Source organism: Halomonas sp. BDJS001 (genome assembly GCF_026104355.1).
In the GTDB taxonomy this organism is placed as follows: Bacteria; Pseudomonadota; Gammaproteobacteria; order Pseudomonadales; family Halomonadaceae; genus Vreelandella.
Map to the genome: position 1 here is coordinate 1,064,048 of NZ_CP110535.1, position 26,013 is coordinate 1,090,060.

General features: G+C 54.9%; 18 protein-coding genes and 1 pseudogene. 9 read left to right on the top strand and 10 right to left on the bottom strand.

Annotated elements, in window-relative coordinates:
* Positions 1 to 136: 136 nt before the first annotated feature.
* On the top strand, positions 137 to 973 hold the full coding sequence (locus OM794_RS04900) for an alpha/beta fold hydrolase (protein WP_226248163.1): 837 nt from the start codon (positions 137 to 139) through the stop codon (positions 971 to 973).
* Between the two features lie 78 nt (positions 974 to 1,051).
* Here the strand turns inward: OM794_RS04900 and nirD are convergent.
* From nirD to OM794_RS04915, 3 genes and pseudogenes are all read right to left on the bottom strand, one after another.
* Positions 1,052 to 1,473 (bottom strand): annotated as a pseudogene (gene nirD, locus OM794_RS04905) (nitrite reductase small subunit NirD).
* Positions 1,474 to 1,531: 58 nt separating this feature from the next.
* Positions 1,532 to 4,039, bottom strand: a complete 2,508-nt coding sequence (gene nirB / locus OM794_RS04910) for a nitrite reductase large subunit NirB (protein ID WP_226248166.1) — start codon at positions 4,037 to 4,039, stop codon at positions 1,532 to 1,534.
* A complete protein-coding gene (locus tag OM794_RS04915) occupies positions 4,040 to 5,392 on the bottom strand; it encodes an NAD(P)/FAD-dependent oxidoreductase (protein WP_226248167.1) in 1,353 nt (450 codons plus the stop codon). It abuts the gene before it with no gap.
* A 737-nt stretch (positions 5,393 to 6,129) separates the two neighbouring features.
* Between OM794_RS04915 and OM794_RS04920 the strand changes: the two genes are divergently transcribed.
* From OM794_RS04920 to OM794_RS04935, 4 genes are all read left to right on the top strand, one after another.
* Positions 6,130 to 8,847 (top strand): nitrate reductase, encoded by a 2,718-nt coding sequence (locus OM794_RS04920; protein ID WP_226248170.1) that lies wholly within the window; start codon positions 6,130 to 6,132, stop codon positions 8,845 to 8,847.
* Positions 8,807 to 9,706: a uroporphyrinogen-III C-methyltransferase gene (gene cobA, locus OM794_RS04925; protein ID WP_226248172.1), complete on the top strand. Its 900-nt coding sequence runs from the start codon at positions 8,807 to 8,809 to the stop codon at positions 9,704 to 9,706. The genes OM794_RS04920 and cobA overlap by 41 nt, the downstream gene beginning before the upstream one ends.
* Positions 9,707 to 9,782: 76 nt before the next feature.
* Complete coding sequence (locus tag OM794_RS04930) at positions 9,783 to 10,592, top strand: formate/nitrite transporter family protein (protein ID WP_226248174.1); 810 nt, start codon at positions 9,783 to 9,785, stop codon at positions 10,590 to 10,592.
* 65 nt (positions 10,593 to 10,657) lie between these two features.
* Positions 10,658 to 12,373 carry a bifunctional protein-serine/threonine kinase/phosphatase gene (locus OM794_RS04935; protein WP_265154318.1) on the top strand — a complete coding sequence of 572 codons (1,716 nt, stop codon included), beginning with the start codon at positions 10,658 to 10,660 and terminating at the stop codon, positions 12,371 to 12,373.
* 21 nt (positions 12,374 to 12,394) lie between these two features.
* On the opposite strand, the gene OM794_RS04940 is transcribed toward OM794_RS04935, so the two are convergent.
* Positions 12,395 to 13,714 (bottom strand): MFS transporter, encoded by a 1,320-nt coding sequence (locus OM794_RS04940; RefSeq protein WP_226248177.1) that lies wholly within the window; start codon positions 13,712 to 13,714, stop codon positions 12,395 to 12,397.
* Between the two features lie 29 nt (positions 13,715 to 13,743).
* Here OM794_RS04940 and dkgB point away from each other — a divergent pair, with 29 nt between their 5' ends.
* Positions 13,744 to 14,562 carry a 2,5-didehydrogluconate reductase DkgB gene (dkgB, locus tag OM794_RS04945; RefSeq protein ID WP_226248179.1) on the top strand — a complete coding sequence of 273 codons (819 nt, stop codon included), beginning with the start codon at positions 13,744 to 13,746 and terminating at the stop codon, positions 14,560 to 14,562.
* Between the two features lie 109 nt (positions 14,563 to 14,671).
* Positions 14,672 to 14,821 carry an alternative ribosome rescue factor ArfA gene (gene arfA / locus OM794_RS04950; RefSeq protein WP_226248751.1) on the top strand — a complete coding sequence of 50 codons (150 nt, stop codon included), beginning with the start codon at positions 14,672 to 14,674 and terminating at the stop codon, positions 14,819 to 14,821.
* Between the two features lie 167 nt (positions 14,822 to 14,988).
* Here the strand turns inward: arfA and OM794_RS04955 are convergent, their stop codons facing one another.
* Positions 14,989 to 15,237: a hypothetical protein gene (locus OM794_RS04955; RefSeq protein ID WP_088700880.1), complete on the bottom strand. Its 249-nt coding sequence runs from the start codon at positions 15,235 to 15,237 to the stop codon at positions 14,989 to 14,991.
* A gap of 337 nt (positions 15,238 to 15,574) precedes the next feature.
* Complete coding sequence (locus tag OM794_RS04960) at positions 15,575 to 16,288, bottom strand: response regulator transcription factor (RefSeq protein ID WP_226248181.1); 714 nt, start codon at positions 16,286 to 16,288, stop codon at positions 15,575 to 15,577.
* 169 nt (positions 16,289 to 16,457) lie between these two features.
* Here OM794_RS04960 and OM794_RS04965 point away from each other — a divergent pair, with 169 nt between their 5' ends.
* Together OM794_RS04965 and OM794_RS04970 are read left to right on the top strand one after the other, a co-directional pair.
* The gene (locus OM794_RS04965; protein ID WP_226248183.1) at positions 16,458 to 16,976 is read left to right on the top strand and encodes a molybdopterin-dependent oxidoreductase; all 519 of its coding nucleotides are present in this window, start codon (positions 16,458 to 16,460) and stop codon (positions 16,974 to 16,976) included.
* A gap of 203 nt (positions 16,977 to 17,179) precedes the next feature.
* Entirely contained in the window at positions 17,180 to 19,231 is a 2,052-nt protein-coding gene (locus OM794_RS04970) for an ATP-binding protein (RefSeq protein ID WP_265154320.1), read from the top strand.
* On the opposite strand, the gene OM794_RS04975 is transcribed toward OM794_RS04970, so the two are convergent.
* The 4 genes from OM794_RS04975 to OM794_RS04990 form a co-directional block, all read right to left on the bottom strand.
* A complete protein-coding gene (locus OM794_RS04975; RefSeq protein ID WP_226248190.1) occupies positions 19,195 to 20,400 on the bottom strand; it encodes an EAL domain-containing response regulator in 1,206 nt (401 codons plus the stop codon). The two genes, OM794_RS04970 and OM794_RS04975, sit on opposite strands and share 37 nt — an antisense overlap.
* Positions 20,401 to 20,540: 140 nt before the next feature.
* Entirely contained in the window at positions 20,541 to 22,217 is a 1,677-nt protein-coding gene (locus OM794_RS04980) for a methyl-accepting chemotaxis protein (protein WP_226248192.1), read from the bottom strand.
* A 166-nt stretch (positions 22,218 to 22,383) separates the two neighbouring features.
* Positions 22,384 to 24,252 carry an ABC transporter ATP-binding protein gene (locus tag OM794_RS04985; protein WP_226248195.1) on the bottom strand — a complete coding sequence of 623 codons (1,869 nt, stop codon included), beginning with the start codon at positions 24,250 to 24,252 and terminating at the stop codon, positions 22,384 to 22,386.
* Positions 24,253 to 24,381: 129 nt separating this feature from the next.
* The gene (locus OM794_RS04990; protein ID WP_226248197.1) at positions 24,382 to 25,989 is read right to left on the bottom strand and encodes a gamma-glutamyltransferase family protein; all 1,608 of its coding nucleotides are present in this window, start codon (positions 25,987 to 25,989) and stop codon (positions 24,382 to 24,384) included.
* Positions 25,990 to 26,013 lie beyond the last annotated feature (24 nt).

The window sequence follows — 26,013 nt, forward strand, 5'->3', positions numbered from 1 at the left end:
GCGAACAGTAATGCCTCTGCTTCTAACGAACGTATAAAGAGCTACTAACAGCCCACTTTGGTAAGTCCGAAAGGGTTGTACTAGCCTTATGTGGCACATAAATGCTTCACGTTAAGCCAAACAGGAGGGTGAGACGATGCCAATGCTGAGCGTAGGAACGGAACAGGGCACGCCGGTTGAGCTTTATTACGAAGTGCGCGGGGCGGGTAAGCCCGTGGTGCTGATTCACGGTTGGCCGCTGAGTGGTCGCTCGTGGGAAAAGCAGGTGCCAGCGTTAGTCGAGGCGGGTTATAAGGTGATTACCTATGACCGCCGGGGCTTTGGCGGGTCAACCCAGGCCGACGGTGGCTACGACTATGACACGCTCGCGTTAGATCTCAAGAAACTGATCGAGACGCTGGATCTGCACGATGCCACCCTGGTGGGCTTTTCCATGGGCGGCGGGGAAGTGGCGCGCTATCTTTCCAGCTACGGCACGGCGCATGTCCATAAAGCCGTTTTTGCTGCGGCGGTGCCACCTTACCTGTATAAAGCCGATGATAATCCTGAAGGCGGTCTTGATGATGCCACCATCAATCAGTTCCTTGAGGGCGTAAAAGATGATCGCCTTGCCTTTCTGGAGGAGTTTACCAAGAGCTTCTTTAACGCAGGCGAGCGCAGCAATTTAGTCAGCGAACCGAATCGGCAGTACCATCGCAATATTGCCGCCTTTGCGTCACCCCAAGCGACCTACGACTGCATAAAAGCCTTTAGCTACACCGATTTCCGCAAAGACCTGACCAAGATCGATATACCCACATTGGTGCTGCACGGCGACTCAGATGGCATCGTGCCCTTTGAAGTCAGCGGTAAACGGGCCCAGGAGCTACTGCCCAATGCGCAAACGCAAGTGATCAAGGGCGGGCCTCATGGTCTCAATGCTACCCATCCTGATGAGTTTAATCAGGCGCTTATTAGCTTTTTGAATGAATAACGTTTGAGAGTAACGGCTACTAACAACAACGCCGCCCTAATGGCGACGTTGTTGTTTTAACAAAGCTAATCAATGTGGCTAACCCTCCACCCACACTTCATCACCTTTAAACTCAATCTTCCAGGTACGTAGTTTGACGTTCTCATCTTCTAGGCACTGGCCATCTTCAAGGCGGAAGTGTTGCTTGTAGATTGGGGAGGCGACCACCGGTGCGCCTTTCAGGTCGCCGACAATGCCACGAGCGATCACATTGGCGTTAGAGAAAGGGTCATGGTGGTCGAGGGCATAGAGTGCGCTGTTTTTGCCGTTTTCCAACCCAGGCAAGTAGAAAATGGCGACCTGGGCGGGCCGTCGGCGGTTTCCAGCCAGGCGGCGATGCCAGAGAACGCTACCAGATCATCTTTGGTACACACTTTTTGCCATGCGCTACTGCTTTCAAAAGCCTCGCTGTTAGGGGTGTCTACCATATCCATCTCTTTTTTCAGTGCCGTTGCGGTCATGGGTTGCCTCGTTTTTATTCAGTATCAGTGTCTTTGCCCGTGTCAGGGCCCAGCGTGCTTAAGCGGGGCGCAGCTGGCCGCGTTCGGAGGTCATGATGATTGACGGATCCGGGCGGTCATCGTTGACGAAGCTGCGGAAGCGCTTGAGCTTCTCCGGGTCGCTGATAGCGTCGGCCCATTCACACTGGTAGGTATCCACCACGGTTTGCATCTGACGCTCCAGCTCGTCGTTGATGCCTAAGCTGTCTTCCAGAATCACCTCTTTGAGGTACTCCAGGCCGCCGTCGAGGTTTTCGCGCCATACCGAGGTGCGCTGCAAGCGGTCAGCGGTGCGCACGTAGAACATCAGGAAGCGGTCAATGGTGCGGTAGAGCTGCTCGTCGTCCAGGTCGGTGGCGAACAGTTCGGCGTGGCGGGGGCGCATGCCGCCGTTACCGCACACGTAGAGGTTCCAGCCGTTTTCGGTAGCGATAATGCCGATGTCTTTGCTCTGGGCTTCGGCGCACTCGCGGGTGCAGCCGGAAACGCCAAACTTGATCTTGTGCGGTGAGCGCAGGCCCTTGTAGCGGTTCTCTAACTGAATCGCCATGCCGACGCTGTCCTGCACGCCGTAGCGGCACCAGGTGCTGCCCACGCAGGATTTCACCGTACGCAGTGACTTGCCGTAGGCGTGCCCCGTCTCGAAACCTGCAGCAATTAGCTCGCCCCAGATATCCGGCAGGTCTTCCAGGCGGGCGCCGAACAGGTCGATGCGCTGGCCGCCAGTCACTTTGGAGTAGAGGTTGTATTTTTTGGCCACTTCGCCCAGCACAATCAGCTTGTCTGGGGTGATTTCGCCGCCGGCAACACGGGGCACCACCGAGTAGGTGCCGTTCTTCTGCATGTTGGCCATAAAGGTGTCGTTGGTATCCTGCAAGGGGATGTGCGCCGCGTCGGTGATCGGCTCGTTAAAGCAGGAGGCCAGAATGGATGCCACGGCGGGTTTGCAGATATCGCAGCCCAGGCAGTGTGTGTCCTGATTGCCGTGTTTAGCGATCAACTCACTGAAGGTTTTGATACCTTCCACGCGCACAATGTCATAAAGCTCCTGGCGGGTATGGGCGAAGTGCTCGCAAATCGATTTATCGACTTCGACGCCGCGGGCTTCCAGCTCATGATCCACCACGCTTTTAAGCAGCGCGGTACAGCCGCCGCAGCCGGTGCTGGCTTTGGTATCGCCTTTCACCCCGCCTAAATCTATCGCACCCGCATCAATGGAGGTGCAAATATCGCCCTTGGAGACGTTATGGCAGGAGCAGATAGTGGCGGTTTCCGGTAGCGCGCCAGGGCCGAGGGTGGGGGCTGCGCCGCTGCTTTGGGGCAGGATTAGCGAAGCGGGTTCATCGGGGAGTTCAATACGGTTTGAGTAGTACTGTAGCAGCGTGTCATAAACGCCGTTGTCGCCCACCAGCATGGCGCCGAGCAGCTTTTTACCATCGCTGGAAACCACCAGCTTGCGATACTCCTGCTTGATGGGATCCAGATAGCGGAACATCCGCGCGCCGGGGTTCTGATTACCATGGGCGTCACCAATAGAGCCTACGTCAACGCCCATTAGCTTAAGCTTGGTGCTCATGTCGGCACCGCTAAACTGGGTGTCACCGCCAATCAGCGTCGAAAGCGCCGCTTTGGCCATCTGGTAACCGGGGGCCACAAGGCCAAAAATGCTCTGGTTCCAAAGTGCCACTTCGCCAATGGCGAGAATGGCCGGGTCGCTGGTGAGGCACTGGTTATCCACCACCACTCCGCCGCGCTCGCCAATCTCTAAGCCGCACTCCCGGGCCAACTGGTCGCGGGGGCGAATGCCTGCCGAGAACACAATCAGGTCGGTTTCCAGCACCTTGTCGTCTTGGAAGACCATACGGTGGCGGCTGGTTTCGCCATCCTCAATACGCTGGGTGGCCCGTTCTAGAAGGACCTGTACGCCCAGGGCTTCGATTTTTTCCCGCAGTAGCTCGCCGCCTTCGTTATCCACCTGCATAGGCATTAGGCGAGAGGCGAACTCTACTACAGCGGTATCCAGGTTCAACCCGCGCAGGGCATTTGCCGCTTCAAGGCCCAGCAAACCGCCGCCCACGACCACGCCGGTGGTGGCGTTTTCGGCGGCCGCTTGGATGGCGTCTAGGTCGTCCAGAGTGCGGTACACCAAACAACCATCGCGATCGTTACCGGGAATCGGCGGTACAAAGGGGAAAGAACCGGTGGCCAGCACCAGGCGGTCATAGGGGTATCGCCCTTGGTCGGTGATGACCTCTTGCTGGTCGCGGTCGATCTCAATCACAGCTTCGCTTGTGCGCAGTTCCACACCGCTGGTGGCGTAGTAATCCGCCTCGCAAAGCGCTAGCGAATCGGCATCGCGACCGCTGAAGTATTCAGATAAGTGCACCCGGTCGTAGGCGCGGTGGCGCTCTTCACCAAACACGGTGACCTGAAAGCGCTCAAGGGCGCCGTTATCGACAAGCTGTTCGACCAGGTGGTGGCCGACCATGCCGTTACCAATAATAATAAGCTGCTGTTGGGTAGACATTTAAGCCGCCTCCGACGTTGTATGAGAAGAGTGTTTTGAAGAAGATTGTTTTGAAGAAAGCTCAGAATAATCAGGGCTGTGTTGAGATGCTTCGCGTAGCACCTCGACATCAGCACCACCAAACAACAAGGCTTGGCGGTAAGCGTTGAGATCGGTGCCCGCGAGCGCCTGCTCGAAGTACCAGGGGCCTTGGCTGGTGTCGCCGTAAAGCACCGCGCCTTCAATCTGGCCGTCGCGTAGCAGCAGGCGGCGGTAGTCACCGCGCTCAATGTCGTGGTAATTCAGCACTTCATGCTCGGCGCTGGCCTCGGTGGGGCCAAAGGCGTAGAGCGCTACACCGCTAATTTTGAGTTTGGTAGCGCTGGGAGCATCCGCGTAGCCTTGGGTATGCGTGCCGCACAGCGTCGCGGCGAGCACTTCTACCTGACGCCAGATCGGCTCCACAAGGCCGTAGGTGGTGCCATCGAACTGGCAGCACTCGCCCAGCGCTGAGATCGCTGGGTCGCTGGTGGTGAGCCATTCGTCCACCACAATAGCTCGATCCGTGCGCAGATCTGCCTGGCGGCCAAGTTCCGCATTAGGGGTAATGCCCGCGGCAACGATTACACTGGAGGCGTTCAACTGGCGGCCATCGGTAAGATGCACCTTAGCTACCCGGCCTTGGGCGTCGCTTTCTAGTCGTGCTAGCTGGGCACCGGTGATAATGTTCAATCCGCGTTGAGTGAGGGTGTCTTTAAGCAGGTGCGCGGCGGTGGTATCCAACTGGCGGTTCATCAACCGCTCGCTGCGCTGGAGCACGCTGACGTTGATACCGTTGCCACGCTTACGTAGCCCTTCAGCCGCTTCAAGACCGAGGAGGCCGCCACCAATCACGACAGCGTCGCCGCCGCGCTGAGCAATGCCCTCAAGTGCTTCGGCATCTTGCAGGTCGCGAAAGCCGTGTACGCCCTCAAGTTCAATCCCGGGAACATCGGGCAGCGCTGGGCGTGATCCGGTGGCGATGACCAAATGATCGTAATCAAGCGATCGCCCGCTATCGGTGGTCAACGTTTGGCTTGCGCGATCAAGCGTCTCGACCTTTTCACCCAGTATCAGGTTGACGCCCTGTTCGGCGTACCACGCGGTGTCGCGCAGCATAAGTGCATCCTGCTGCATTTCACCGGCCAGCAGTGGTGAAAGCAGAATACGGTTGTAGGCAGGGCTCGGCTCTGCGCCAATCACCGTGATGCGCTGGGGGCGTGTGGGCTGTTTTACCAAAGCCTCGATTAGGCGGTGGCTTGCCATACCATTGCCAATGATCACCAGATGGTCGTTTTGATGGTCGTTGGGCGAGCACCGGGAAGTGGTTTCCATGGGTGGCTCCTCTGTGTCTTTGCGGCTGCTTGAGCACCAAACAAAAAACGCCCCTGTCTCGCATCCCTTTGCAAAGCATTGCAAAAGTGTGCGTAACAGGGGCGTCGTTGCCCGATAGCGTTTTTTAAACGCGCGACAACCGCCATTGGCTGTCAGCTGATTAAAAATCTTACTCCGTAATAAGCAAGGAACTAGCCAACTGGCCATTAACCATCTTTTATATAATTATTTCAGTTGCTTAGGTTTGGTGGTTGGATTGCTGGCGGCACGGCTCTGCGCATAGGCTGCACAGCGATGGTGCGAAAAGGGCGGTAGCGTGCACCCTCACATGCCATTTAACGTGCGCATAGTGCTAAAAAGCGTGCCGCGTGATGATTCGTTGTTTTTTTAACCATCTGTTTTTAAATAATTATTTTTAAATAGTGCGGTTTTCGGCTTGGCTCTTGCAGCTGTCAGGGCAATAAGTGAGTTAACAAGGGATAAGCGCTCATTGCTTGGCGATGGCAGCGAACAACTCCAAAGCCGTTAGAAAAATAACTCGCCGTTAGAAAATGTGTAGCTGTTAGTAAATCTTCATTTGTTTGAAGAGACTATTGTAAAGAGTAAGGCACCGATGAAGGTGCGCTGTGGCAACGACGTCCAGCCCTCTTCTCTTAATACGTTGATAGAGCGTATTAGAGAACGGGACTGGACGTTTTTTTTATGCCTGGCGCTAATGAGCAACCCGAGGAGTAGCTATGACTCAGGCCAAAACCACATGCCCCTACTGCGGGGTCGGCTGTGGCGTGACGGCGACCGTTGAAGCGGGCACGCTGAGCGCTGTCGAGGGCGACCGCGAGCACCCGGCGAACTTCGGGCGGCTATGTGTCAAAGGGTCTGCACTACACGAAACCTTGGGACATCAGGGTCGGCTGACTCACCCTCGCGTTGATGGCGTGGAGGTCTCCTGGGAGGCCGCCCTGAACGCCACCGCCGAGCGCTTAAACGCCCTGCGCACTGAGCATGGCAATCAAACAGTAGCAGCGTACCTTTCTGGTCAACTGCTGACGGAAGATTACTACGTCGCCAATAAGCTGTTTAAAGGCTTTTTAGGCACGCCTCATTTAGATACCAACTCGCGGCTCTGTATGGCCTCGGCGGTGGTGGGCTACAAACGCGCCTTCGGTGCCGATGCGGTGCCGTGTAACTACGAGGATTTGGAAGAGGCGGAGCTGATCGTACTGGTGGGTTCCAACCTGGCCTGGAATCACCCGGTACTCTATCAGCGTATTAAAGTGGCTAAAGAGCGCAATCCGCTGATGCGCTTGGTAGTGATCGACCCTCGCGTGACCGACAGCTGTGAAATCGCCGACCTCTACCTGGGAATTAAGCCGGGCAGCGATGCTTACCTGTTTAATGGATTGCTGGCGTGGATGGCGCAGCGCCGTAAACTCGATACCCTCTACCTTGAGCGCCACACTGACGGGTTTGACGATGCCCTGGCGGCGGCCCAGCAAACCGCGGGCTCGGTGGCAGAGGTTGCGGAAGCCTGTGATGTCGACCCCGAGCGACTGGAAACCTTCTACTACTGGTTTGCCAGTCAGTTGCATGTGGTCACCCTCTACTCCCAGGGCGTTAATCAATCCGCCAGCGGCACCGATAAGTGCAATGCCATTATTAACTGCCACTTGGCCGGCGGCAAAATCGGCTTGCCGGGGGCTGGGCCATTCTCGATTACCGGCCAGCCCAACGCCATGGGCGGCCGCGAAGTGGGCGGGTTAGCCAACCAGCTAGCCGCGCATATGGATTACCACATCCCAGGCGCCCTCGATCTGGTCAGCCGCTTCTGGGCCACCAGCAGCCTGACGCCTATCCTGCCGGAAGGGCCCGGTTATAAAGCAGTGGAACTGTTTGAAGCCATTGAGCAAGGCGAGATAAAAGCGCTCTGGGTGATGGCCACCAATCCCGCGATTAGTCTTCCCGATGCTGCGCGAGTGCGTGCTGCGTTGGAAAAGTGCCCACTGGTGATCGTTTCCGAGTGCGCTGCCCATACCGATCTGCTGCCCTACGCCGATATTGTGCTACCCGCCTCGGGGTGGTCGGAGAAAGATGGCACCGTGACCAACTCCGAGCGGCGCATTTCTCGCCAGCGGGGCATGCTGCCGCCCCCAGGCGAGGCTCGCCACGACTGGTGGATAATCTGCGAGGTGGCGAAACGGTTGGGGTTTGCCGAGGCGTTTAACTACGCACACCCCTGGGAGATTTTCGACGAGCACGCCAGGCTCTCGGGGTTTGAAAATAACGGCGCGACCGGCAGCCCAAAACGGCTGTTTGATATTTCGGGATTGGTGGGCCTGGGCCGGGATGGCTACGACGCCTTGGCACCCATTCAGTGGCCGGTCACAAAGGCTGCTCCCCATGGTACGGCACGACTGTTTGAAGATGGCGAATTTGCCACCGCGAATGGTCGCGCCAAGCTGCTGGCGATCCATCCCAAAGGGCCCGAACAGCCGTTGAGTGCCGCCTACCCGCTACGGTTGAATACCGGCCGGATACGCGATCAGTGGCACACAATGACCCGCACCGCGCGCTCACCACGATTAATGAACCACCGCGCTGAACCCTTTATGGACGTGCACCCGGATGATGCTCACACTGCCGGGGTCACCGATCAGGGGTTAGCGGTGCTAACCGCCGCGAAGGGCGAATTTCGCGCCCGGGTACGGGTCTCCCACGCCCAGCGCCGTGGTGAGGTCTTTGTGCCCATCCACTGGACTGACTGCTTCACCCAGCAGGCCAGAAGCAGCGCGCTGATCGACAGCATTACCGATTCGCTCTCTGGGCAGCCAGAATCGAAGCACGGCGCCGTGGCGCTGGCGCCGCTTGCTACTGATTGGCAGGCCACTCTACTGGTCGCCGAAGGAGCAGTGGAATCAACACCTTGGTGCAGCAGTGCCTACTGGACACGTATTCCCATGCGCGGCTGCCAGCGCTGGCAGCTTGCCAATACGCAATCAGTTGATGACTGGTTGGTGCAGCTGAAAACGTGGTTGCCCGGCGACGTATCGATCGTCAGCCAAGATCCCACTAACGGACGGCTGCGCGCCGCCTGTGTAGAAAACGGTCAGTTGCGCTGGTGGCTGATGGTCGGCCCGCCCAAAGAGTTGCCAGGGTTGGCGTGGCTGGAGGCGCGTTTCAACGAGGCGGCGCTAAGCGATACCCACCGCCGCCGCCTATTAGCTGGCTGTGACGACGGTGCTGCGGATACCGGCCCGGTGGTGTGCAGTTGTCACCAGGTGGGCCAAACCACCATCGTCAATGCGATCCGCGAGGGCGACACCAGCGTAGAAGCGTTGGGCGCCAGGCTCGCCTGCGGCACCCAGTGCGGTAGCTGTATTCCCGAATTGAAATCACTGATTGAAGAGGAGCGGCCCAATGCCCGCACTAAGCAACCCCTTGCTACTGAAGTGGTTTAACGCCTTTATGCGGTTATCGCACCGCGCGCTTACGCCGTTGGTTCCGCACGCTTCCGATATACGTTTGCCACTACGTGGCGAGTGCCGCGCCGGGCAGGTCTACCTGGTCGGAGCAGGCAGCGGCGACGCGGAGCTGTTAACCCTCAAGGCCGCACGCCTACTTATGCAGGCGGACGCCGTGGTGTATGACCGCTTGGTGGGCGATGACGTGCTGGCCCTGATTCCTAGCGGCAGCGAGCGCTACTATGTGGGCAAAGCCCGCGGTTATCACAGCGTACCCCAGGCGGAAATTGGTGCGCTAATAGTCAAACTCGCCCGGGAAGGTAAGTCGGTGGTGCGTCTGAAGGGCGGCGACCCAGCGGTGTTTGCGCGGATGGGCGAGGAGCTGGATGCCCTGGCCGCCGCCCAGGTGCCCGCGGCCATTGTGCCGGGGATTACTGCGGCCTCTGCCGCCGCTGCCTGTATGGGCATTCCGCTTACCGATCGTGGCCACGCGCAGCAGCTGCGCTTTGTGACTGCCCAGCTATGCCGCGAAGACGGTACGCCGGATTGGTCATCGCTGGCGCGTAAGGATGAAACCCTGGTGTTTTATATGGGGCTTTCCAAAGTGCGTGCGATTTGTCACGGCCTACGCGAAGCGGGTCTGCCGGATGAGTGGCCGATCATGCTGGTGGCTAACGCCAGCCAGCCAGAGCAGCAGTCACTAGTGGGTTCACTGGCGGATATGCCTGAAAAACTCGCCGCCACTCCCTTGCCATCTCCCTGCTTGATTGTGGTGGGCAGTGTGGTGCAGAGAGTTACCTCCACGCCCGCTGCCCTAGCCACCCATGTTTGCTCTGCACAGCACACCACGCCTTAACGGCAGGGTTTCTGTGCGCGTTTTACGCTTCTGACCCTGCTGTCCCTTAAAATCCACAACCAAGGAAACGCTCTCTATGTCCTACTTATTGCCTGCCGAATTTGCCACCAAGATGGTCGATGCTGGCGAAGCCAAGCTTCACATGTCTACCCGTGATGCACTGATTCGTGCCTTTATGGCGGGGGCTATTTTGGCTATCGCGGCGGTGTTTGCGGTGACTGTAGCGGTGCAAACCGGCTATCCGATTATTGGCGCCATTCTGTTTCCCGTGGGCTTTTCGATACTCTATCTAATGGGCTTTGATCTATTGACCGGCGTGTTTGTGTTAACGCCGTTGGCGTGGCTGGATAAGCGGCCAGGGGTGACCATTAATCGTATTCTCAAGCACTGGGGCATTGTCTTTATAGGTAATTTTGGTGGGGCATTAACGGTCGCCTTTCTTATGGCGATTGTCTTTACCTACGGCTTTAGCACCGAACCCAGCGAAGTGGGGCGGGTGATTGGTGAAGTGGGTGAAGGGCGCACCGTGGGCTACAAAGAGTATGGTGCCGGCGGCATGGCGACGATTTTTATTCGCGGCGTATTGTGTAACTGGATGGTCTCCCTGGGCGTGGTGGGTGCGATGATCTCAACCACGGTGAGCGGTAAGGTGATTGCCATGTGGATGCCGATTATGCTGTTCTTCGGTATGGGCTTTGAGCACTCGGTGGTCAACATGTTTCTGTTTCCATCCGGGCTGATGATGGGCGGTAACTTCTCGATTATGGATTACCTGATCTGGAACGAAATTCCGGTAGTGCTGGGTAACTTGATCGGTGGCCTAGCGCTAACCGGCCTGACGCTCTACACCACACATGTGCGTACCGCGCCCCAGAAAGCCCTATGATTTGATAGTGGTGAGTCATTTACCAAGCCTTCGCTCCGGCGGGGGCTTTTTGTAGGGGAAGCACAATGGCAGCGCTGACCATTTCGCTCGGCCAGCACTCTGATAAAGGGCGCAAGCCCAGCAATCAGGATTTTTATGGCGCTTATCTACCCGGTGACCCCCTGCGCGCCACCAAAGGCATTGCGATCGCGTTAGCGGATGGGATCAGCAGCAGCGAAGTGAGCCGGGAAGCGAGCGAGGCAGCAGTGGGCGGTTTCTTAACAGACTACTACGCCACCCCAGCCACTTGGGCGGTTAAAACCTCCGCCCAGCGGGTACTGCAGGCCACCAATGCCTGGCTTTACGCCCAAACCCGCCAGAGCCAGTATCGCTACAATCTGGATCGTGGCTATGTGTGTACCCTGAGCGCGATGGTGATTAAGTCCACCACTGCGCACCTGTTTCACGTTGGTGATAGCCGCATCTATCAGCTCGCAGGTAGTACGCTGGAACCACTGACCGAGGATCATCGCTTCTGGGCATCCCGGGAAGTCAGCCATTTAAGCCGTGCCATGGGAGCCAGCCAGCATCTGGAGCTGGATTATCGCCCGGTATCGTTAAGTGCCGGTGATGTGTTTTTACTCGCCACTGATGGTGTTTATGAGTGGCTGACCAGTGCCGAAATGGTCGCGCTGATTCATGCCCACTGGGGCGATCTGGACGCGGCGGCCGAGGCACTGATCGCTGCTGCCCTCGATAAGGGCAGCGATGACAACCTCACCGTACAGATTGTGCGCATTGATAGCCTGCCTGAACATTACTCCAATGAGCTTTACGCAGCGCTAAGCGCGTTACCGCAGCCGCCTGAGTTGCGTGAGGGAAGCGAGCTAGATGGCTACCGCATTGTGCGCCAGCTGCATGCCAGCAGCCGCAGCCATGTGTTTCTGGCAGAAGAGGTAGAGAGTGGTGAAAAAGTCGCGCTAAAAACGCTTTCGACTGAGCTAAGCCAAGATCCGGCAAGCATTGAGCGGTTTGTGCGCGAGGAGTGGATTGCCCGGCGTATCAATAATGTGCACGTGCTTAAAGCGCCTGTCCAACAGCGGCCACGCCACTACCTGTATACCGTGCTGGCGTATATCGAAGGGCAAACCCTGACCCAGTGGATGCGCGACCATCCGGATGCCGATTTGGCCAGTGTGCGCCCCCTCGTCGAGCAGATCGCCAAGGGGTTGCGCGCCTTTCATCGCCTGGAAATGCTGCATCAGGATTTGCGCCCTGACAACGTCATGATCGATAGCCACGGCACGGTGAAGCTGATCGACTTCGGCGCTGCCAAGGTGGCGGGGATTGCCGAAGAGGTCGGTGCGGCTAGCGACGATATTCTAGGCACCGCCCAGTACACCGCCCCGGAGTATTTTCTCGGGGAAGGCGGCACGCCCCGTTCTGATCAGTACTCCCTGGCAGTGATTACCTATCAAATGCTAACCGGCACGCTGCCCTACGGCACCGAGGTGGCCAAAACCCGCACGCGGGCAGCGCAGCATAAGCTTGCCTATCAATCGGCGCTTAGCGAAAACCGTGAACTGCCCGCCTGGGTGGATGAGGTGCTCAAAAAGGCATTACATCCCACTCCCCACAAACGCTTTCCGGCGCTTTCGGAGTTTATCTTCGAGCTACGCTCGCCAAGCCCAGACATGCTTAAGCGCGCCCAGTTACCGCTGCTGGAACGTGATCCGGTGCTGTTCTGGAAAGGTGTATCGCTAGCGCTGGCTATTGTGGTGATTGCTCTGTTAGTGCGTTAAGGATGGTGGGATGGAGTGTTATCAGCGCGCATCGTCAAAACGGTCAACCCGGCACAAGGTTGGGAACAGCTTCATCCAGGCGCCGACCACCGCCAAAGTGCCCACGCCGCCAATAATGGCCGCAGGCACTACGCCAAACCCTGCTGCCATGCTGCCCGCGCGGAACTCGCCTAGCTCATTGCTGGAACCGATAAACAACATGTTGACGGCATTCACGCGGCCGCGCATCTCATCTGGGGTGGCAAGCTGAATCAGCGTCATGCGCACGTAGACGCTAATCATATCGGCGGCGCCCGCCACCAACATGGCTATCAGGGAGAGCCAAAAAATCGTCGAAAAGGCGAACACTAAATTGGCAACGCCAAAAATCGCCACCGCCGCAAACATCACCAAGCCAGCGCGGCGCTGAATGCCGCGAATGCCTAAGTAGAGCCCCATGAGTAGGGCGCCCACCGCAATAGCGCTACGTAACGCGCCTAACCCTTCCGGCCCAACGTGCAGCACTTCCTGTGCGTAGATGGGCAGTAGTGCTACCACGCCACCCAATAACACGGCAAACAGATCCAAAGAAATGGCGCCCAAAATAATCGGCTGATGGCGGATATAACGAATGCCCGCCGTAAAGCGTTTGATGGCAGTACTTTCCAATGTTTTGGCGGTTTCAGCATAGCGAATAGGCACCGGCATCAGCAGCATCAGCGCCGCAATAAAGCATCCTAAACATACGCTGTAAGCCAGGCTGCCGCCGCCCAAGCCATACAAAATGCCGCCCAAAAGTGGGCCGCCAATCACGGCGATTTTCATGATGGAGCTGTTCAACGCAATGGCCGAGGCAAGCTGCGTGCGGGGCACGATGTTGGGCAGCAAGCTTTGTAAGGCGGGGCCGGTAAAGGCTCGCGCCGCGCCAAACAGTGCCAGTACCGCGTAAAAGCCAACTACATTCTGGCTTCCATTCAGCGAAAGCGTCAGCAGTAGAGCGCTGCACACCCCCTGTACTACCCAGCTAATTTGCAATATGCGCTTGCGCGAGAAACGGTCAACGAAATCCCCTGCAGGAAGCAGAAGCAGCACCATGGGCACAAACTGAGCCAAGCCCACATAGGCCAGGGCCATGGGGTCACGGGTAATGTCGTAGACCTGCCAAGCCACTACGATGGCTTGAATCTGCATGGCAAATACCGCAGCCAAACGAGAAAGCAGAAAGCTTAAAAAGCCTGATTGGCGGTGCAGCGGTTGCAGTGCCTCTGTGTTTAAGGGCGCATCGTTTGAAGAGGTCATGTCGGCGTCATGGTCAGCGGGATTCACTAGCAAAGGGTTGAAGTGGGGCAGTTGCCACCCCATGTTAGTTAACACGCTATCAATAGAAAAGGATGTTAATGATGCAGAATGTAATGCCTAACCCCGGCTTCGGCACCTTTCGCCTGGAAGGCGATACGCTTAAGCAGAGTATTCACGCAGCGCTGGAGGCCGGGTATCGGCACATCGACACGGCACAGTTTTATGGCAATGAAAAAGGGGTAGGGGAGGCGATTCGCGACAGCAGCGTGCCACGCCGCGATATTTTCCTAACCACCAAGGTGTGGTTCGACAACCTTGAACCTGCAACACTCAAAGCCAGCGTGGACGAAAGCCTGCAAAAATTAGGCACCGATTACGTTGACCTGCTGCTGATCCACTGGCCGTCCCCAGAGGGTGAAGTGCCAATGGTCGATTACCTGACGGCGCTGAAAGAGGTCAAAGCCGAGGGTAAGGCGCGCAATATTGGTATTTCCAACTTTACCATCGCCCAGGTGGACGAAGCGGTTAGCATTCTAGGCAAAGGTGAGATTCTTACCAACCAGATCGAAGTTCATCCCTTTTTACAGAACCGTAAGTTAGCGGAGCACTGCGAGCAGCAGGGAATCCAGGTCACCGCCTTTATGCCGTTAGCTGTGGGCAAGGTTATGGACGACCCGACCCTTAAGCAGATTGCCGACGCACATAACGTTACGCCCGCACAAGTTGCCCTTGCTTGGGTCAAACAGCGCAATATGATTACCATACCTTCATCGACCAAGGCGCGTAATATTCAAAGTAATATGGCCGCCTTTGATTTGGTGCTAAGCGACAGTGAAATGGCGGAAATCGCCCAGTTAGATCGTAAAGAGCGTATTGCTAGCCCTGACTTTGCACCCGTTTGGGATGAGTAAGGGAGTCAATAAGAGGCGCCTGAAACGCCAACCGATGAACTTCAATGAATAGTTTGTGTCGTAGTGGATGCCTGCCCAGGCAGGTATCTTTAAGTAAACGGAGAAGATGATGAAACAGCGCAAGATAAAAGATAACGCGTTAAAAGCGCAGCTGCGAACGCCGAGGTTTAAAATGCAGCAGCAAACCCCGAAAAAAGGCAAAGGCAGCTACTCACGTAAAGGACGCAATTCTCTGGGAGGGCATCGCCAAGCCGCCTAGCCCGGCGTTTTGGCGATGCCTTCCCCAGGCATCGCTGCACAGTATCCCCCATACTGTGCAATATCCCATCAGCTTGGCCGATCCAATGGATCGGCTTTTTTTATTGTGCGCCAGGCATGGCGCGCAACTGAAAACGCCCCGGCCACTTCCTATGGCCGGGGCGTCGGCTACGCCAAACTACTCCCGCAATGTGGACATTTTTCGTAGGCATCGCGGGTTTCAGCCTGAAGGCGCTGGTTGCGCTGGCTTGGCTCCTCTACGCCGTGAATGGATACTAGCTGGCCCTGCTCCCAGCGTAGGCCAATATCTTTCAACAGGTGCGGGTCATGAAAGCGCGGATCTTCGTAAAAGCGCCGCTGGTTACGATAGTGAGTGAAAGCGCTGAGTAGTTTGCGGGTCATTGTTGCGATTGCCATGGGGTCGGTCTCCTGGGTTAGGAGGCCGGGCAACATCGCGATCAGGGAGTCTCAAACGTAACGCTAAAACAACATGGCCGCGACACCTGCCGCGGCCAGTTTTCTCATTACATCTCTGGCGCGCGACAACAATAAGCTGATACCGCATTATTAATAATGCGATGCAGCTTATTCATTCGTGTCGCGGGGATTTGCCAGCGCATGATGAGGTCTCTGAGAATTATTACGTTAAGAAAATTACGTTAATCAAATTCTGATTAATAAAACCAAGCTACCTTTTAAAGGCAGCTTTTATCTTTTAACCGATGCTTATATGAGCGTCAAGTCTAGATGCCATCTAATTAGCGACTTGTGCTATGGAGGTGGTTTGGCAGGTCTCCATGCGATAGCCCGACTGGTAAACGCTGCGAAGACGCAGGCCGTGCCGTCCATCCAGCTCCAACTTACGACGTAGGCGGCTTACATGGGTATCTACGGTTCGCGTTGAAACGTCCCCTTTGATACCCCATACCAACTCTAATAAATGCGCACGGGTAATCAGTTCACCGATTTTTGAGAAGAAGAGCGCCGCTAATCGATACTCACGCTCGGTTAAATCAACGGCGTTGCCAGCAACACTGATGTAGTGCTCTTCGGTGTGCAGAGTAAAGGTCTCTGGGCAAGCGGGTGCTGGGCGAGGTGTGGCATATCCAGACCGTCTACCTAGTGCGCTTACTCTGGCAATAAGCTCACTGGGGCGCAGGGGTTTCGCAAGGAAATCGTCGGCACCCTGTTCGAGCGCTTTAACGACATCGTCTTCACCCTGGCTAGCGGTAATAAACAGGATTGGCCCGCGCCAGCTGTCATGTTGGCGCAGGTGGACAACCACATCCATGCCGTCACTGTCGGGCAACCACCAGTCGATAATCAGGAAATCAAATGATCGTTGCTGGGTCGCGCGACGCAGCTCGTTGGCGCGGGTAAATAAAGAAACCTGATGGCCTGCCGTGAGTAGACACTGCTCAATAAAAGCCTGCTGATCAATATCATCTTCAAGTACGCCAATATGCATGGTGATCCCCTGTATTGTCGTCTTATAAGCGTCACACGCGTAGTAGCTACAAACTCATACGTTAAGTTTAGTTGATGATGGTGCGTTGACACAAAGGTTCACAGTTTGTCCGCAGACGGCCGATATATACTGCTTGCACTCTTAATCGCTAATACCGGGGTGCAGCTTAATGCGTGGTTCTTTGGTTTCTAAAAGCAAGGTTCTAATCGCCGCAGTGGGGCTTGCCTTGCTGTCGTCGCCCCTGGCTAGTGCGCTGGAAGTACCTGAAGGCCCGGTGATATTGGTAGTGAGTGGAAAGGTGGGGCAGACTAATGTGGGTGACGAAGCCCATTTTGATAAAGCGATGCTAGCAAGCTTAGGGCAGCACGAAACGATTACCCGTACGCCCTGGCACGACGGTGTGATTGGCTTCTCTGGCCCCTTGGTGCGAACTATTCTGGAAGCTGTCGGTGCCGAAGGGGAGGATATTCGTGTGGTAGCGTTGAATGAGTACGCCGCGACAGTGCCCAACAGTGATTTTGAGAATTACGATGTCATTCTTGCCATGCAGGCAAACGGTAAAGCGCTGCGAATTCGCGACCAGGGGCCGCTGTTTGTCATTTACCCTTTTGACCAGCACCCCGAGCTGCTAGATGAAGAGATATTTTCGCGCTCTGTGTGGCAGGTGGCGCGCATCGACGTTAAATAAAATAATCGGACAATTGCCATGCTGGCCTTATTGAAGTTCTATTTCTCCCGCAGCACCAGGGTCGCTACATTCTCAGCGATCCTTTTTTTCTTTCAGCGCTAACCACCGGTGGGGTTATTTATAACCGTCAACATGCGTTGGAGAACCGCCTGCTCGAAAACTTATTATGGGCCGGGTATCAGTTTGATCGAGAGGTGCGCGAATTGCGCCTCTCGCTATTCGAAACGAGTGCAGGGAACGCTACCGTTGATGACGTGTTGCTGCGTTTTGAAATTCTCTTCAGCCGACAGTCACTTTTTTTTAAAGGTGAAATAGGCAAAATCGTGGCGGAACTTGAGGATATTGAGGCGGTCATCCAACAAACTCAAATCCGTATTTTAGAGATGGATACCCTACTCGAAAAGGTATGGGACAGCCCCACCCAGTTAAATAGCGAGTTAACGGCTACCCTCCTACAGCAAACGGCGGAGCTACAGCAGCTCACCGGAAACATTTTGATCGAAACCAACGCCTATGTTTCCCATCTACATAGTGAAGAACACCGCGCATTGACGCGTCTCTACGGATTGGTGCTGTTGCTTATTGTCCTGTTAATGTTTTCAGGTGGCATGCTGGTTCGCGCGCTGATTATGGAAAGCCGTTCAAGTGATCAGAAGGCACAAGCATTAGAGGCCAAGGGTAAAGAGCTGAACGAGGCCGCCAAGCAAGCAGAGAAAGCGAGCCTGGCAAAATCTGAGTTTATGGCGGTGATGAGCCATGAAATTAGAACCCCATTAAACGGCGTCGTAGGTATGGCGGATTTGTTAAGCGAGGAGGTTAAAACAACAAGTGCGAAGACTTATCTAGCGGCGCTTAAGCGCAGTGCAGAGAGCCTACGCGCGGTGATCAACGATATTCTCGACTACACCAAAATTGAGTCGGGGCGCCTCGACCTGGATGCTCAGCCGTTTGATCTTCACCAATGTATTGACCAGCTTTGTGAGAACTACACGCTTCGCGAGCCGAAGGCAAAGGTCTCCTTCAGCTACGCTATTGATCCCGCTTTACCCCGTTATGTGATGGGTGACGTCGCTCGGTTACGTCAAGTCATGATGAATTTAATCAATAATGGCTTAAAGTTTACCGAAGAGGGTTTCGTTAAATGCCAGGTAAAACCACTGGGAGACGATAATATTCTCGTCGAGGTGCATGATACTGGCTGTGGAATCGCGGAAGCGAATCAAACGCAGCTCTTCTCGGCGTTCTCGCAAGTGGATACCTCCATGGCGCGGCGTCACGAAGGGACTGGGCTTGGGCTGGCGATCTGTAAGCGTTTAGTCGAAGCCATGCAGGGCGAGATAGGCGTTAATAGCCAGCAGGGGCTTGGTAGCCGATTTTGGTTTATTGTTAGAATGCCGGAAACTGAACCGTTGGCGGTATATCAAACCGGTGAAAACTCGCTTGCACTCACTGCCGAGCACCAAATTTTAGTGGTTGAGGATAACCCGTTAAACCAGACGGTTGCCCGCGTTATGCTTGAACGCCTTGGCCAGCAGGTGACTATCGCAGAGAACGGTCTGGAAGCACTCGAACAGCTGAAAGTGGATCATGGCAGGTTCGATTTGGTCTTAATGGATATGCAGATGCCCAAGCTGGATGGGCCTGAAACCACCCAGCGCTGGCGTGATTACGAAGCCGTGCATCAATTACCCCGGTTGCCGATAGTGGCGATGACGGCGAATGTGATGCCTGAGCACCGCGAATGCTGTATGCAAAGTGGTATGGACGATATGATCCATAAACCCTTTACGCGGGATGAACTGTATCAGGTCATCAGCCGTTATCTCTCTAATGACGAAATCTTAGCACCTGAGGGTATTTACATTCACTCGACCACAGGCTCTGAGTCATTGGGTGACACCGTTGGTGCTGTTCAGGTGCTCGATAAGCGTCTTTGCGAAGAGCTGAAAAGCACCTTTGAACCTAGTGCGTTGGGTGCGCTGCTGAACACGTTTTTAACGCGACTTGTGGAGCGTAGTGCCCGCCTTGACGCTTACTGGCAGTCAGAGAATCGTCAAGCCTTGTGCCAAGAGGCGCATTCGCTGAAAGGTGCCGCTTCCTCTCTCGGCTGTGCTGCCATTGCTGAGCAAGCAAGCCAATTGGAGCAAGCAGCGCTAGAAGCCCCATTGAATGAATTGGCTATCTATCTGGAGCGTTTAGTCGCTCTTCAGGACACTACTCAGCAGGCTTTAGAGCAAGAAAGTATGCTCGTTTGATGCGCCATGGGGGCGGAGGAAGAGTACTCGCGTAACCAGGCGTTGAAAGCGTCAGCGGTTAAAGGGTGCGCAATAGCGTAGCCCTGCCCAACCGTACACCCAGCTTCAACCAGCAGGGTGTACTGCGTGGATTTTTCGATACCTTCGGCGACTACCGTCAGTCCCAGGCGCTTGCCTAAGTCGATAATTGACTCTGTGATCACCAGGGCTTCTTGATCCTGGTCGATCAGTGAGACAAAGCTACGGTCAATTTTGAGCTCGCTGAAAGGCAGCCGATAGAGCTGTGTCAGCGAAGAGTGACCGGTACCAAAGTCATCTAACGCCAGTTTGCAGCCCCGTTGCCGCAACGCTTTGAGCACGTAGCAAGCGTAGCTCAAACACTCAACCCCGGCCGTTTCGGTGAGCTCTAGGGTGATTTTATTAAGAACAGCCTGGTGCTCTTGGGTGAGTTGATCAAACACTTCCAGAACGCCCTCTGCCTGAATAAAGGCCGCCGGTATATTAATCGAGATGTTTAGATCCCACCCTTGCGACAGCCACTGGGCTTGTTGCTTCATGGCAAGCTCAATAACGTACCAAGTTAGCGGCAGAATCAGACCGTTTTGCTCCGCTAGAGGAATAAAACTATCGGGGTAGAGCACGCCACGTTGAGGATCTTGCCAACGTACCAGCGCTTCAACGCCAATAACCTGACCTCGTTGAGTGCCTGGCTGCAGGCTTATTTGGGGTTGAAACGCTAGAAAAAGCTGCTGTTCACGAATGGCCTTCGTCAATTCATCGGCTGTAGGCGCTTTAGGCGCCTTTTTTAATGGTCCAAGGAATTTCTTTAGGCCGGTGAGTAGCTTGGATTTAGGTAGGAAACCTAACATTTTCAAGCCTTTTGCTTCACCTGTTGCGAGAGCATGCGCGGCAGTTTCTTCTGTGCAACTACTAATTAATAAAATTGAAGCGTTTAAGCGTAAATCATACAGATATTCAAGAATATCAAGGCTGGTAAACTCACCTAGCCCGATATCAAGCAAGATCAGCTCGACATTGAGCAGGTCAGGTTGGCGCACCAGCTCGCCAAAACTGCTTGCGGTCACCACCTGATAACCGTGCTGGCGTAATAGCATTCTGCCCAAGAGTTGGACGTTACAATCATCATCAATAATTAAAGCATCCAGCATACGTGTACCTTTGATGATTACGATGAGCGGCTGTGAGACAAAGCGCTTGCTGAAATGGATACGCGTTATATAAGCCGGTAATAAAACTTCCTTGGGCTTACGCTGAGCCCAAGGAAGCGTAGAAAACTAAGGGGGATTGCTTAGAACGACTCCCACTCAGGTTGCTGTGAACTCTGCATACGACGCGGGGCAGCAGGGGTAGGCGAGGGCTTATTCGTGGTAGAAGCAAGCGCTGCTTTAGCAAGGACTGGTTGCTGGTGGGTATTACTGAGCTTGAATGCACCCACTAGTACGCCCAGTCGGTCGGCTTGCTCTCTTAGCTCCGCCGCGGCAGCGCTGGACTCTTCCACCATGGAGGCATTGTGTTGGGTCATACTATCCAACTCGTTGACCGCGTCGTTGACTTGCCCTATACCCACACTCTGCTCTTTTGCACCGGCGCTAATTTCGGCAATTACATCGGCTACGCGCTCGATGCTTTTCACCATCTCCTGCATAGTGACGCCAGCTTGCTTCACCTGGTCAACGCCAGATTTTGTGCGACTTAATGAGGTATTGATCAGCGTGGCAATATTTTTGGACGCATCGCTGGAGCGGCTGGCCAAGATACGTACCTCTTGGGCGACCACCGCAAAGCCCCGACCATGCTCACCTGCGCGAGCGGCCTCTACCGACGCATTCAGCGCCAGGATATTGGTCTGAAAAGCAATACTGTCAATTAAGTTGACAATATTACTGATTTCAGATGACGAGTCATTAATGGTATCCATGGTCTGCTCAACGCTGTGCATAGAGTGCAAGCCCTGCTGAGCGAGGTCTCGGGTTGAAAGCGCCAGTTGGTCGGCCTGCTGGGCAGAGTCGGAAGCGTTGTTCACCACTGCCGCGATTTGTTCCATCGACGCAGAAGTTTGCTGCAGGTTGGCCGCGGCCTGCTCTGTGCGGGCCGCAAGCTCCTGGCTGCCTTTGGCTATTTCACTTGACGCATGTTGAAGGCTAACGGTGCTGCTGCTAACGGATTGAAGCGTATCATCAATGCGTTTAATAAAAGCATTGAACTGCTGTGCCAGATCGCCTATTTCATCGCGGCGCTGGCTGTTAATACGGGCGGTCAAATCGCCATCACCTTCGGTGATCTCTTTTATGCGTCCGCTAATCTGGCGAATAGCCCGTGACATCATTAACGGCCCCAATAGTGCAATAAGTGTCGCCGCAATAAAGATGATTAAAGCGATAATAATAGTGGATGTCTGTTGTACTTGAATTCTGTCGACGACGGCTTCTTCTGCTTGGTAAGTAGCGGTTTCAACATTTACTCCCGAGAGGTCGTAGACATCCCGAAGCGTATTGAACCGATCTAGTGAAGAGCCCGCTAACAGATTTAAAGCCTGGTTAGTATCACCGTTCTGGTGTAGTTGAAAAACCCGCGTGGCCTCTTGTTTCCAATCATTATAGTGTGTTTCGAAATTAGCGAGTTGGGTGGTTAGCTCTGGGTAGTTCTGCATCAGTTCGGAATACTGACTCATACGGTCGTAAGCTTGCTGAGCATTTTCCTCAAAGTCAGCGATTAACGCTGATGCTCGCTCCGAGTTGGGGTCGGATAGCAGGTACTCGATCTCAGCTACCCGTGCTTGGTAAAGGTCTCTATCCGCATTGAGTACGGTAGAGGTGGCTGGGATATAATTGTTAATAAAAGTGTCTAGACGGCTTTTCACCATATTAACGAGCAGCGCATCGGCGATCACAATAACCAGTAGTGATACTGCAACGCTAATAAAGGCAATAGCATACTTAACTTTTATCTGATGGAGGCGGTTCATAGGTGCTACTCCTGTAGTGAAAAGCCTATAGGAGAACACTACCTTTAAAGTATTAGTATGGTCGATAGCTTTGTGACGTTTGTCACTTTTGTTCACGTTCTGTATTTTAAGTGGCGATACAACTGGTTAATAGTAGTTGTAATAATAACGATTGATGTTTAGGTGGTTATTTGTAACCTGCCGCCTGTAGGTGAAATAGCTTGGCATAACGACCTTCCGCTGCGAGCAATTCCTCGTGGGTGCCGCGTTCAATGATATGTCCTTGATCGATAACCAGAATGAGATCAGCGCTGCGCACTGTTGAAAAGCGATGGGAGATCAATATCGCCATTTTATCGCGGCTGTGCTCGCGAAAGCGGGCGAATATTTCGGCTTCTGCGGCGGCATCCATGGCGGCGGTGGGCTCGTCTAACACTAGAATATCAGCGTTTTCACGCATATATGCTCGGGAGAGGGCAATTTTTTGCCACTGTCCCCCGGAAAGTTCCTGGCCATTTTTGAACCAACGGCCAAGCTGGGTTTTGTAGCCACTCGCCATAGTGGTAATAAACGCATCCGCCATGCCGTGGCGTGCGGCGCGTTGCCAGCGCTGCTCATCGTGAAAGGCGTAGGTGTCGCCTACGCCCAGGTTTTCGCCCACCTGGAGCTGATAGCGTACAAAATCCTGAAAAATAACGCCGGTTCGATCACGTAGGGCCTGGGTACTCCAGTCCCGCAGGTCGCTGCCATCTAGCAAAATACGCCCTTGAGTCGGGTGGTATAGCCGCGTTAGCAGTTTAATAAGGGTCGTCTTGCCCGAGCCATTTTCGCCGACCAAGGCCAGGCTCTGCCCAGGGTAAAGGTGTAGCGAAATATCGTGGAGAACCGGATTTTGGAGATCAGAGTCGCCGCCAGGGTAGGAGAAGCTAACATGCTCAAAGCGTAGGCCGTCGCCGGGTAGTACACCTTGGGTGAGCGTACCGGTCTCACCCTCTATCGGCTGCTCCAGATACTCATAAAGGTTGGATAGATAAAGGTTATCTTCGTACATGCCGCTAATGGCGGTGAGGCTGGCGGAGAGCGCGGCCTGCCCCTGCTTGAAGACCATCAGGTACATGGTCATCTGGCCCAGGGTAAGCGCTCCGGCAATCGTTTCAATGACCACCCAGGCGTAGGCGGCATAAAAGGTTAACGTGCCGAGTAAACCGAGCAGAAAACCCCAGCTCTCCCGGCGCAAGGTTAGGCGGCGATCTTCGGCAAATAGTTGGGTAAAGATATCCCGGTAGCGTTTGAGAAATAGCCCTTCAAGACCGAACAGCTTGACTTCCTTAATACTGTCTTCCCGCGCCAGCACCGTTTCTAAATAGATCTGCATACGGGTTTGCGGTGAGCGCCAGCGAAACAGCCGAAAGGCATCCCCGGAAAATTTGGCCTCTGAGATAAATACCGGCAGAGCACCTACCACTAAGATCAGCAGCGCCCAGGGGGAAAACTGCACCAGCAGCACCGCGAAGCTACCCAGCGAGATAGCATTTTGCAGCAAGCCGAAGGTTTTATTCACCAGGGCAAGGGGGCGCGTAGACGCTTCACGTCGCGCTCGGGTGAGCTGGTCGTAAAGCTCAGAGTCTTCAAACTGGCTAAGTGACAGCTGCCCCGCTTTCTCCAGAATCATCACATTGACTTTCTGCCCCAGCAGCGCACGTAGCAGCGACTGCTGGGCTGCAAGGCCCCGCTGAGCCAGGGCAATAAACCCAATAATCACCGCCTCAATACCCACTAGCGTTAGCACCGGCGTAATGGACACTAGCAGGTTGGGATCAGTGGCTGCCTGATGGGCCTCCATGGCACTCACTACCCCATCCACAATCAGTTGTCCTACCCAGGCGGCTACGGCAGGCAGAACCCCAGCGACCAGAGTACACAGGGCTAAGCCAAGCATCATCCAACGAGAGGTTTCCCAGACTAACCCGAGTGCGCGACGGCTATAGCGAAATACGCCAAAAAAGCCGCTTAGCGGTGAGGATGGGGAGGTTTGAGAAGAGGGCGGCGGTGACATAGTGAAAAAGGCAGAACTCTAATAAAAACAGAGCAGCCATAATGCGGGGATTGAGAGGAGATAGCCAGCTAACAACCGCCGGTTGCCTTCAACGGCAACACGGCGGAAAGGCAGTTTAGTAGATAGGTGTTACCAGGGAAGCACAGCCCCATCGGTGCGTGGTTCGGTGCCGCCTTGAAGTACCCCAGTGTCAGGATGACGCAGAATGATTTGGCCACGGCCAAAACTGATTGAATCGGCGACTTTGACGATGTCGTGGCCGCGGCGTGCCAGGGCCAGCGCTAAGTGATTGGGAAAATCGGCCTCAACTTCGATGGTTCTGCCTTTGGTCCATTTCCAACGGGGCATATCCAGCGCCGCTTGAGGATTCAGTTGATCCTCAAGCATGGCCGTTACCACCTGCACATGGCCCTGGGGCTGCATATAGCCACCCATCACGCCAAACGGCCCAACGGCTTGGTTATCTTTGGTGATAAAGCCAGGAATGATGGTGTGGTAGGTGCGTTTGCCCGGTGCCAGTGCATTAGGGTGTTGTGGATCCAAGGAGAACGACCAGCCGCGGTTTTGCAGGCTGATGCCGGTTCCTGGCACCACCATGCCTGAGCCAAAGCCTTTGAAATTACTCTGAATCAGCGACACCATATTGCCATCGCTGTCAGCTGTTGCAAGATACACCGTGCCGCCTTTAATTGGATTGCCGTGTACCGGATCGACCGCCTGTTCGCCAATCAGCGCTGCTCGCGCTTTTAAATAGTCGTCGTCCAACATTTGATCAATCGTGGGACGCATCGCGTCTAGATCGGTAACGTGCGCGAAGCCATCAACGTAGGCCAGTTTGGTGGCTTCGATACGGCGGTGAAGGGTTTCAATCGGGTCAGATCCCTCTGCGCCTAAGTGCTCAAGCATACCCAGCGCTTGCAGTACTATCATGCCACTGCCGTTGGGAGGGATCTCCCAAATATCGTGGTCTTTATAGCGAACGCTAATCGGATCTACCCACTCCGGCTGGTAAGCAGCCAGATCTTCTTTGCGTAGCAGCCCGCCATGTTCCCGGGAGAAGGTGTCGATGGCTTTGGCCAGCTCGCCTTCGTAAAACGCTTTAGCGTGGGTGTCAGCAATGGCTTTTAGGCTTTTTGCATGGCCTTCAGAACGCCATAGCTCACCCGCCTTAGGCGCTCGACCTTCGGGGGCAAAGGTATCAAACCAAGGTTTGAAAGAGGCATCGTTATAGGCTGAATACGTATTGAAAGCCTCTTTCCACATTTGATGAATAACGGGAGAGACGGGAAAACCTTCATCTGCCAGCGCAATGGCAGGCGCTAGCAGTTCAGCGAATGGCAGCTTGCCGAAGCGCTCAGAGAGCGCCGCCCAGGCAGCGGGTGCTCCAGGAACTGTGACAGGCAGCATACCGTGATTGGGCACTGCATCATGGCCGAGTGCTTTCAGCGCTTCAATGGTCGCCGCTTGTGGCGCAGGGCCACTGGCATTAAGGCCATGTAGCTTGCCGTCGACCCAGACAATCGCAAAGGCATCGCTGCCGATCCCATTGGAGGTGGGTTCGACCACCGTTAGCGCCGCCGCTGTTGCAATGGCGGCATCAATGGCGTTACCTCCTTGCTGCAGGATGTTAATACCCACTTGCGCCGCTAATGGCTGTGAGGTGGCGACCATGCCACGTTTACCGAAGGTGGCCATCCGGCGCGAGGCGCTGGGATAATAGAGTGCATCTTGTTGCATGCCAGAGTTCCTTTTGAACGGAGT

Bases quoted from the DNA above. Each gene is read 5' to 3' on its own strand.
- OM794_RS04900 (WP_226248163.1), top strand. From the start codon at position 137: ATGCCAATGCTGAGCGTAGGAACGGAACAGGGCACGCCGGTTGAGCTT.
- nirB (WP_226248166.1), bottom strand. From the start codon at position 4,039: ATGTCTACCCAACAGCAGCTTATTATTATTGGTAACGGCATGGTCGGC.
- OM794_RS04915 (WP_226248167.1), bottom strand. From the start codon at position 5,392: ATGGAAACCACTTCCCGGTGCTCGCCCAACGACCATCAAAACGACCAT.
- OM794_RS04920 (WP_226248170.1), top strand. From the start codon at position 6,130: ATGACTCAGGCCAAAACCACATGCCCCTACTGCGGGGTCGGCTGTGGC.
- cobA (WP_226248172.1), top strand. From the start codon at position 8,807: ATGCCCGCACTAAGCAACCCCTTGCTACTGAAGTGGTTTAACGCCTTT.
- OM794_RS04930 (WP_226248174.1), top strand. From the start codon at position 9,783: ATGTCCTACTTATTGCCTGCCGAATTTGCCACCAAGATGGTCGATGCT.
- OM794_RS04935 (WP_265154318.1), top strand. From the start codon at position 10,658: ATGGCAGCGCTGACCATTTCGCTCGGCCAGCACTCTGATAAAGGGCGC.
- OM794_RS04940 (WP_226248177.1), bottom strand. From the start codon at position 13,714: ATGGGGTGGCAACTGCCCCACTTCAACCCTTTGCTAGTGAATCCCGCT.
- dkgB (WP_226248179.1), top strand. From the start codon at position 13,744: ATGTTAATGATGCAGAATGTAATGCCTAACCCCGGCTTCGGCACCTTT.
- arfA (WP_226248751.1), top strand. From the start codon at position 14,672: ATGAAACAGCGCAAGATAAAAGATAACGCGTTAAAAGCGCAGCTGCGA.
- OM794_RS04955 (WP_088700880.1), bottom strand. From the start codon at position 15,237: ATGGCAATCGCAACAATGACCCGCAAACTACTCAGCGCTTTCACTCAC.
- OM794_RS04960 (WP_226248181.1), bottom strand. From the start codon at position 16,288: ATGCATATTGGCGTACTTGAAGATGATATTGATCAGCAGGCTTTTATT.
- OM794_RS04965 (WP_226248183.1), top strand. From the start codon at position 16,458: ATGCGTGGTTCTTTGGTTTCTAAAAGCAAGGTTCTAATCGCCGCAGTG.
- OM794_RS04975 (WP_226248190.1), bottom strand. From the start codon at position 20,400: ATGCTGGATGCTTTAATTATTGATGATGATTGTAACGTCCAACTCTTG.
- OM794_RS04980 (WP_226248192.1), bottom strand. From the start codon at position 22,217: ATGAACCGCCTCCATCAGATAAAAGTTAAGTATGCTATTGCCTTTATT.
- OM794_RS04985 (WP_226248195.1), bottom strand. From the start codon at position 24,252: ATGTCACCGCCGCCCTCTTCTCAAACCTCCCCATCCTCACCGCTAAGC.
- OM794_RS04990 (WP_226248197.1), bottom strand. From the start codon at position 25,989: ATGCAACAAGATGCACTCTATTATCCCAGCGCCTCGCGCCGGATGGCC.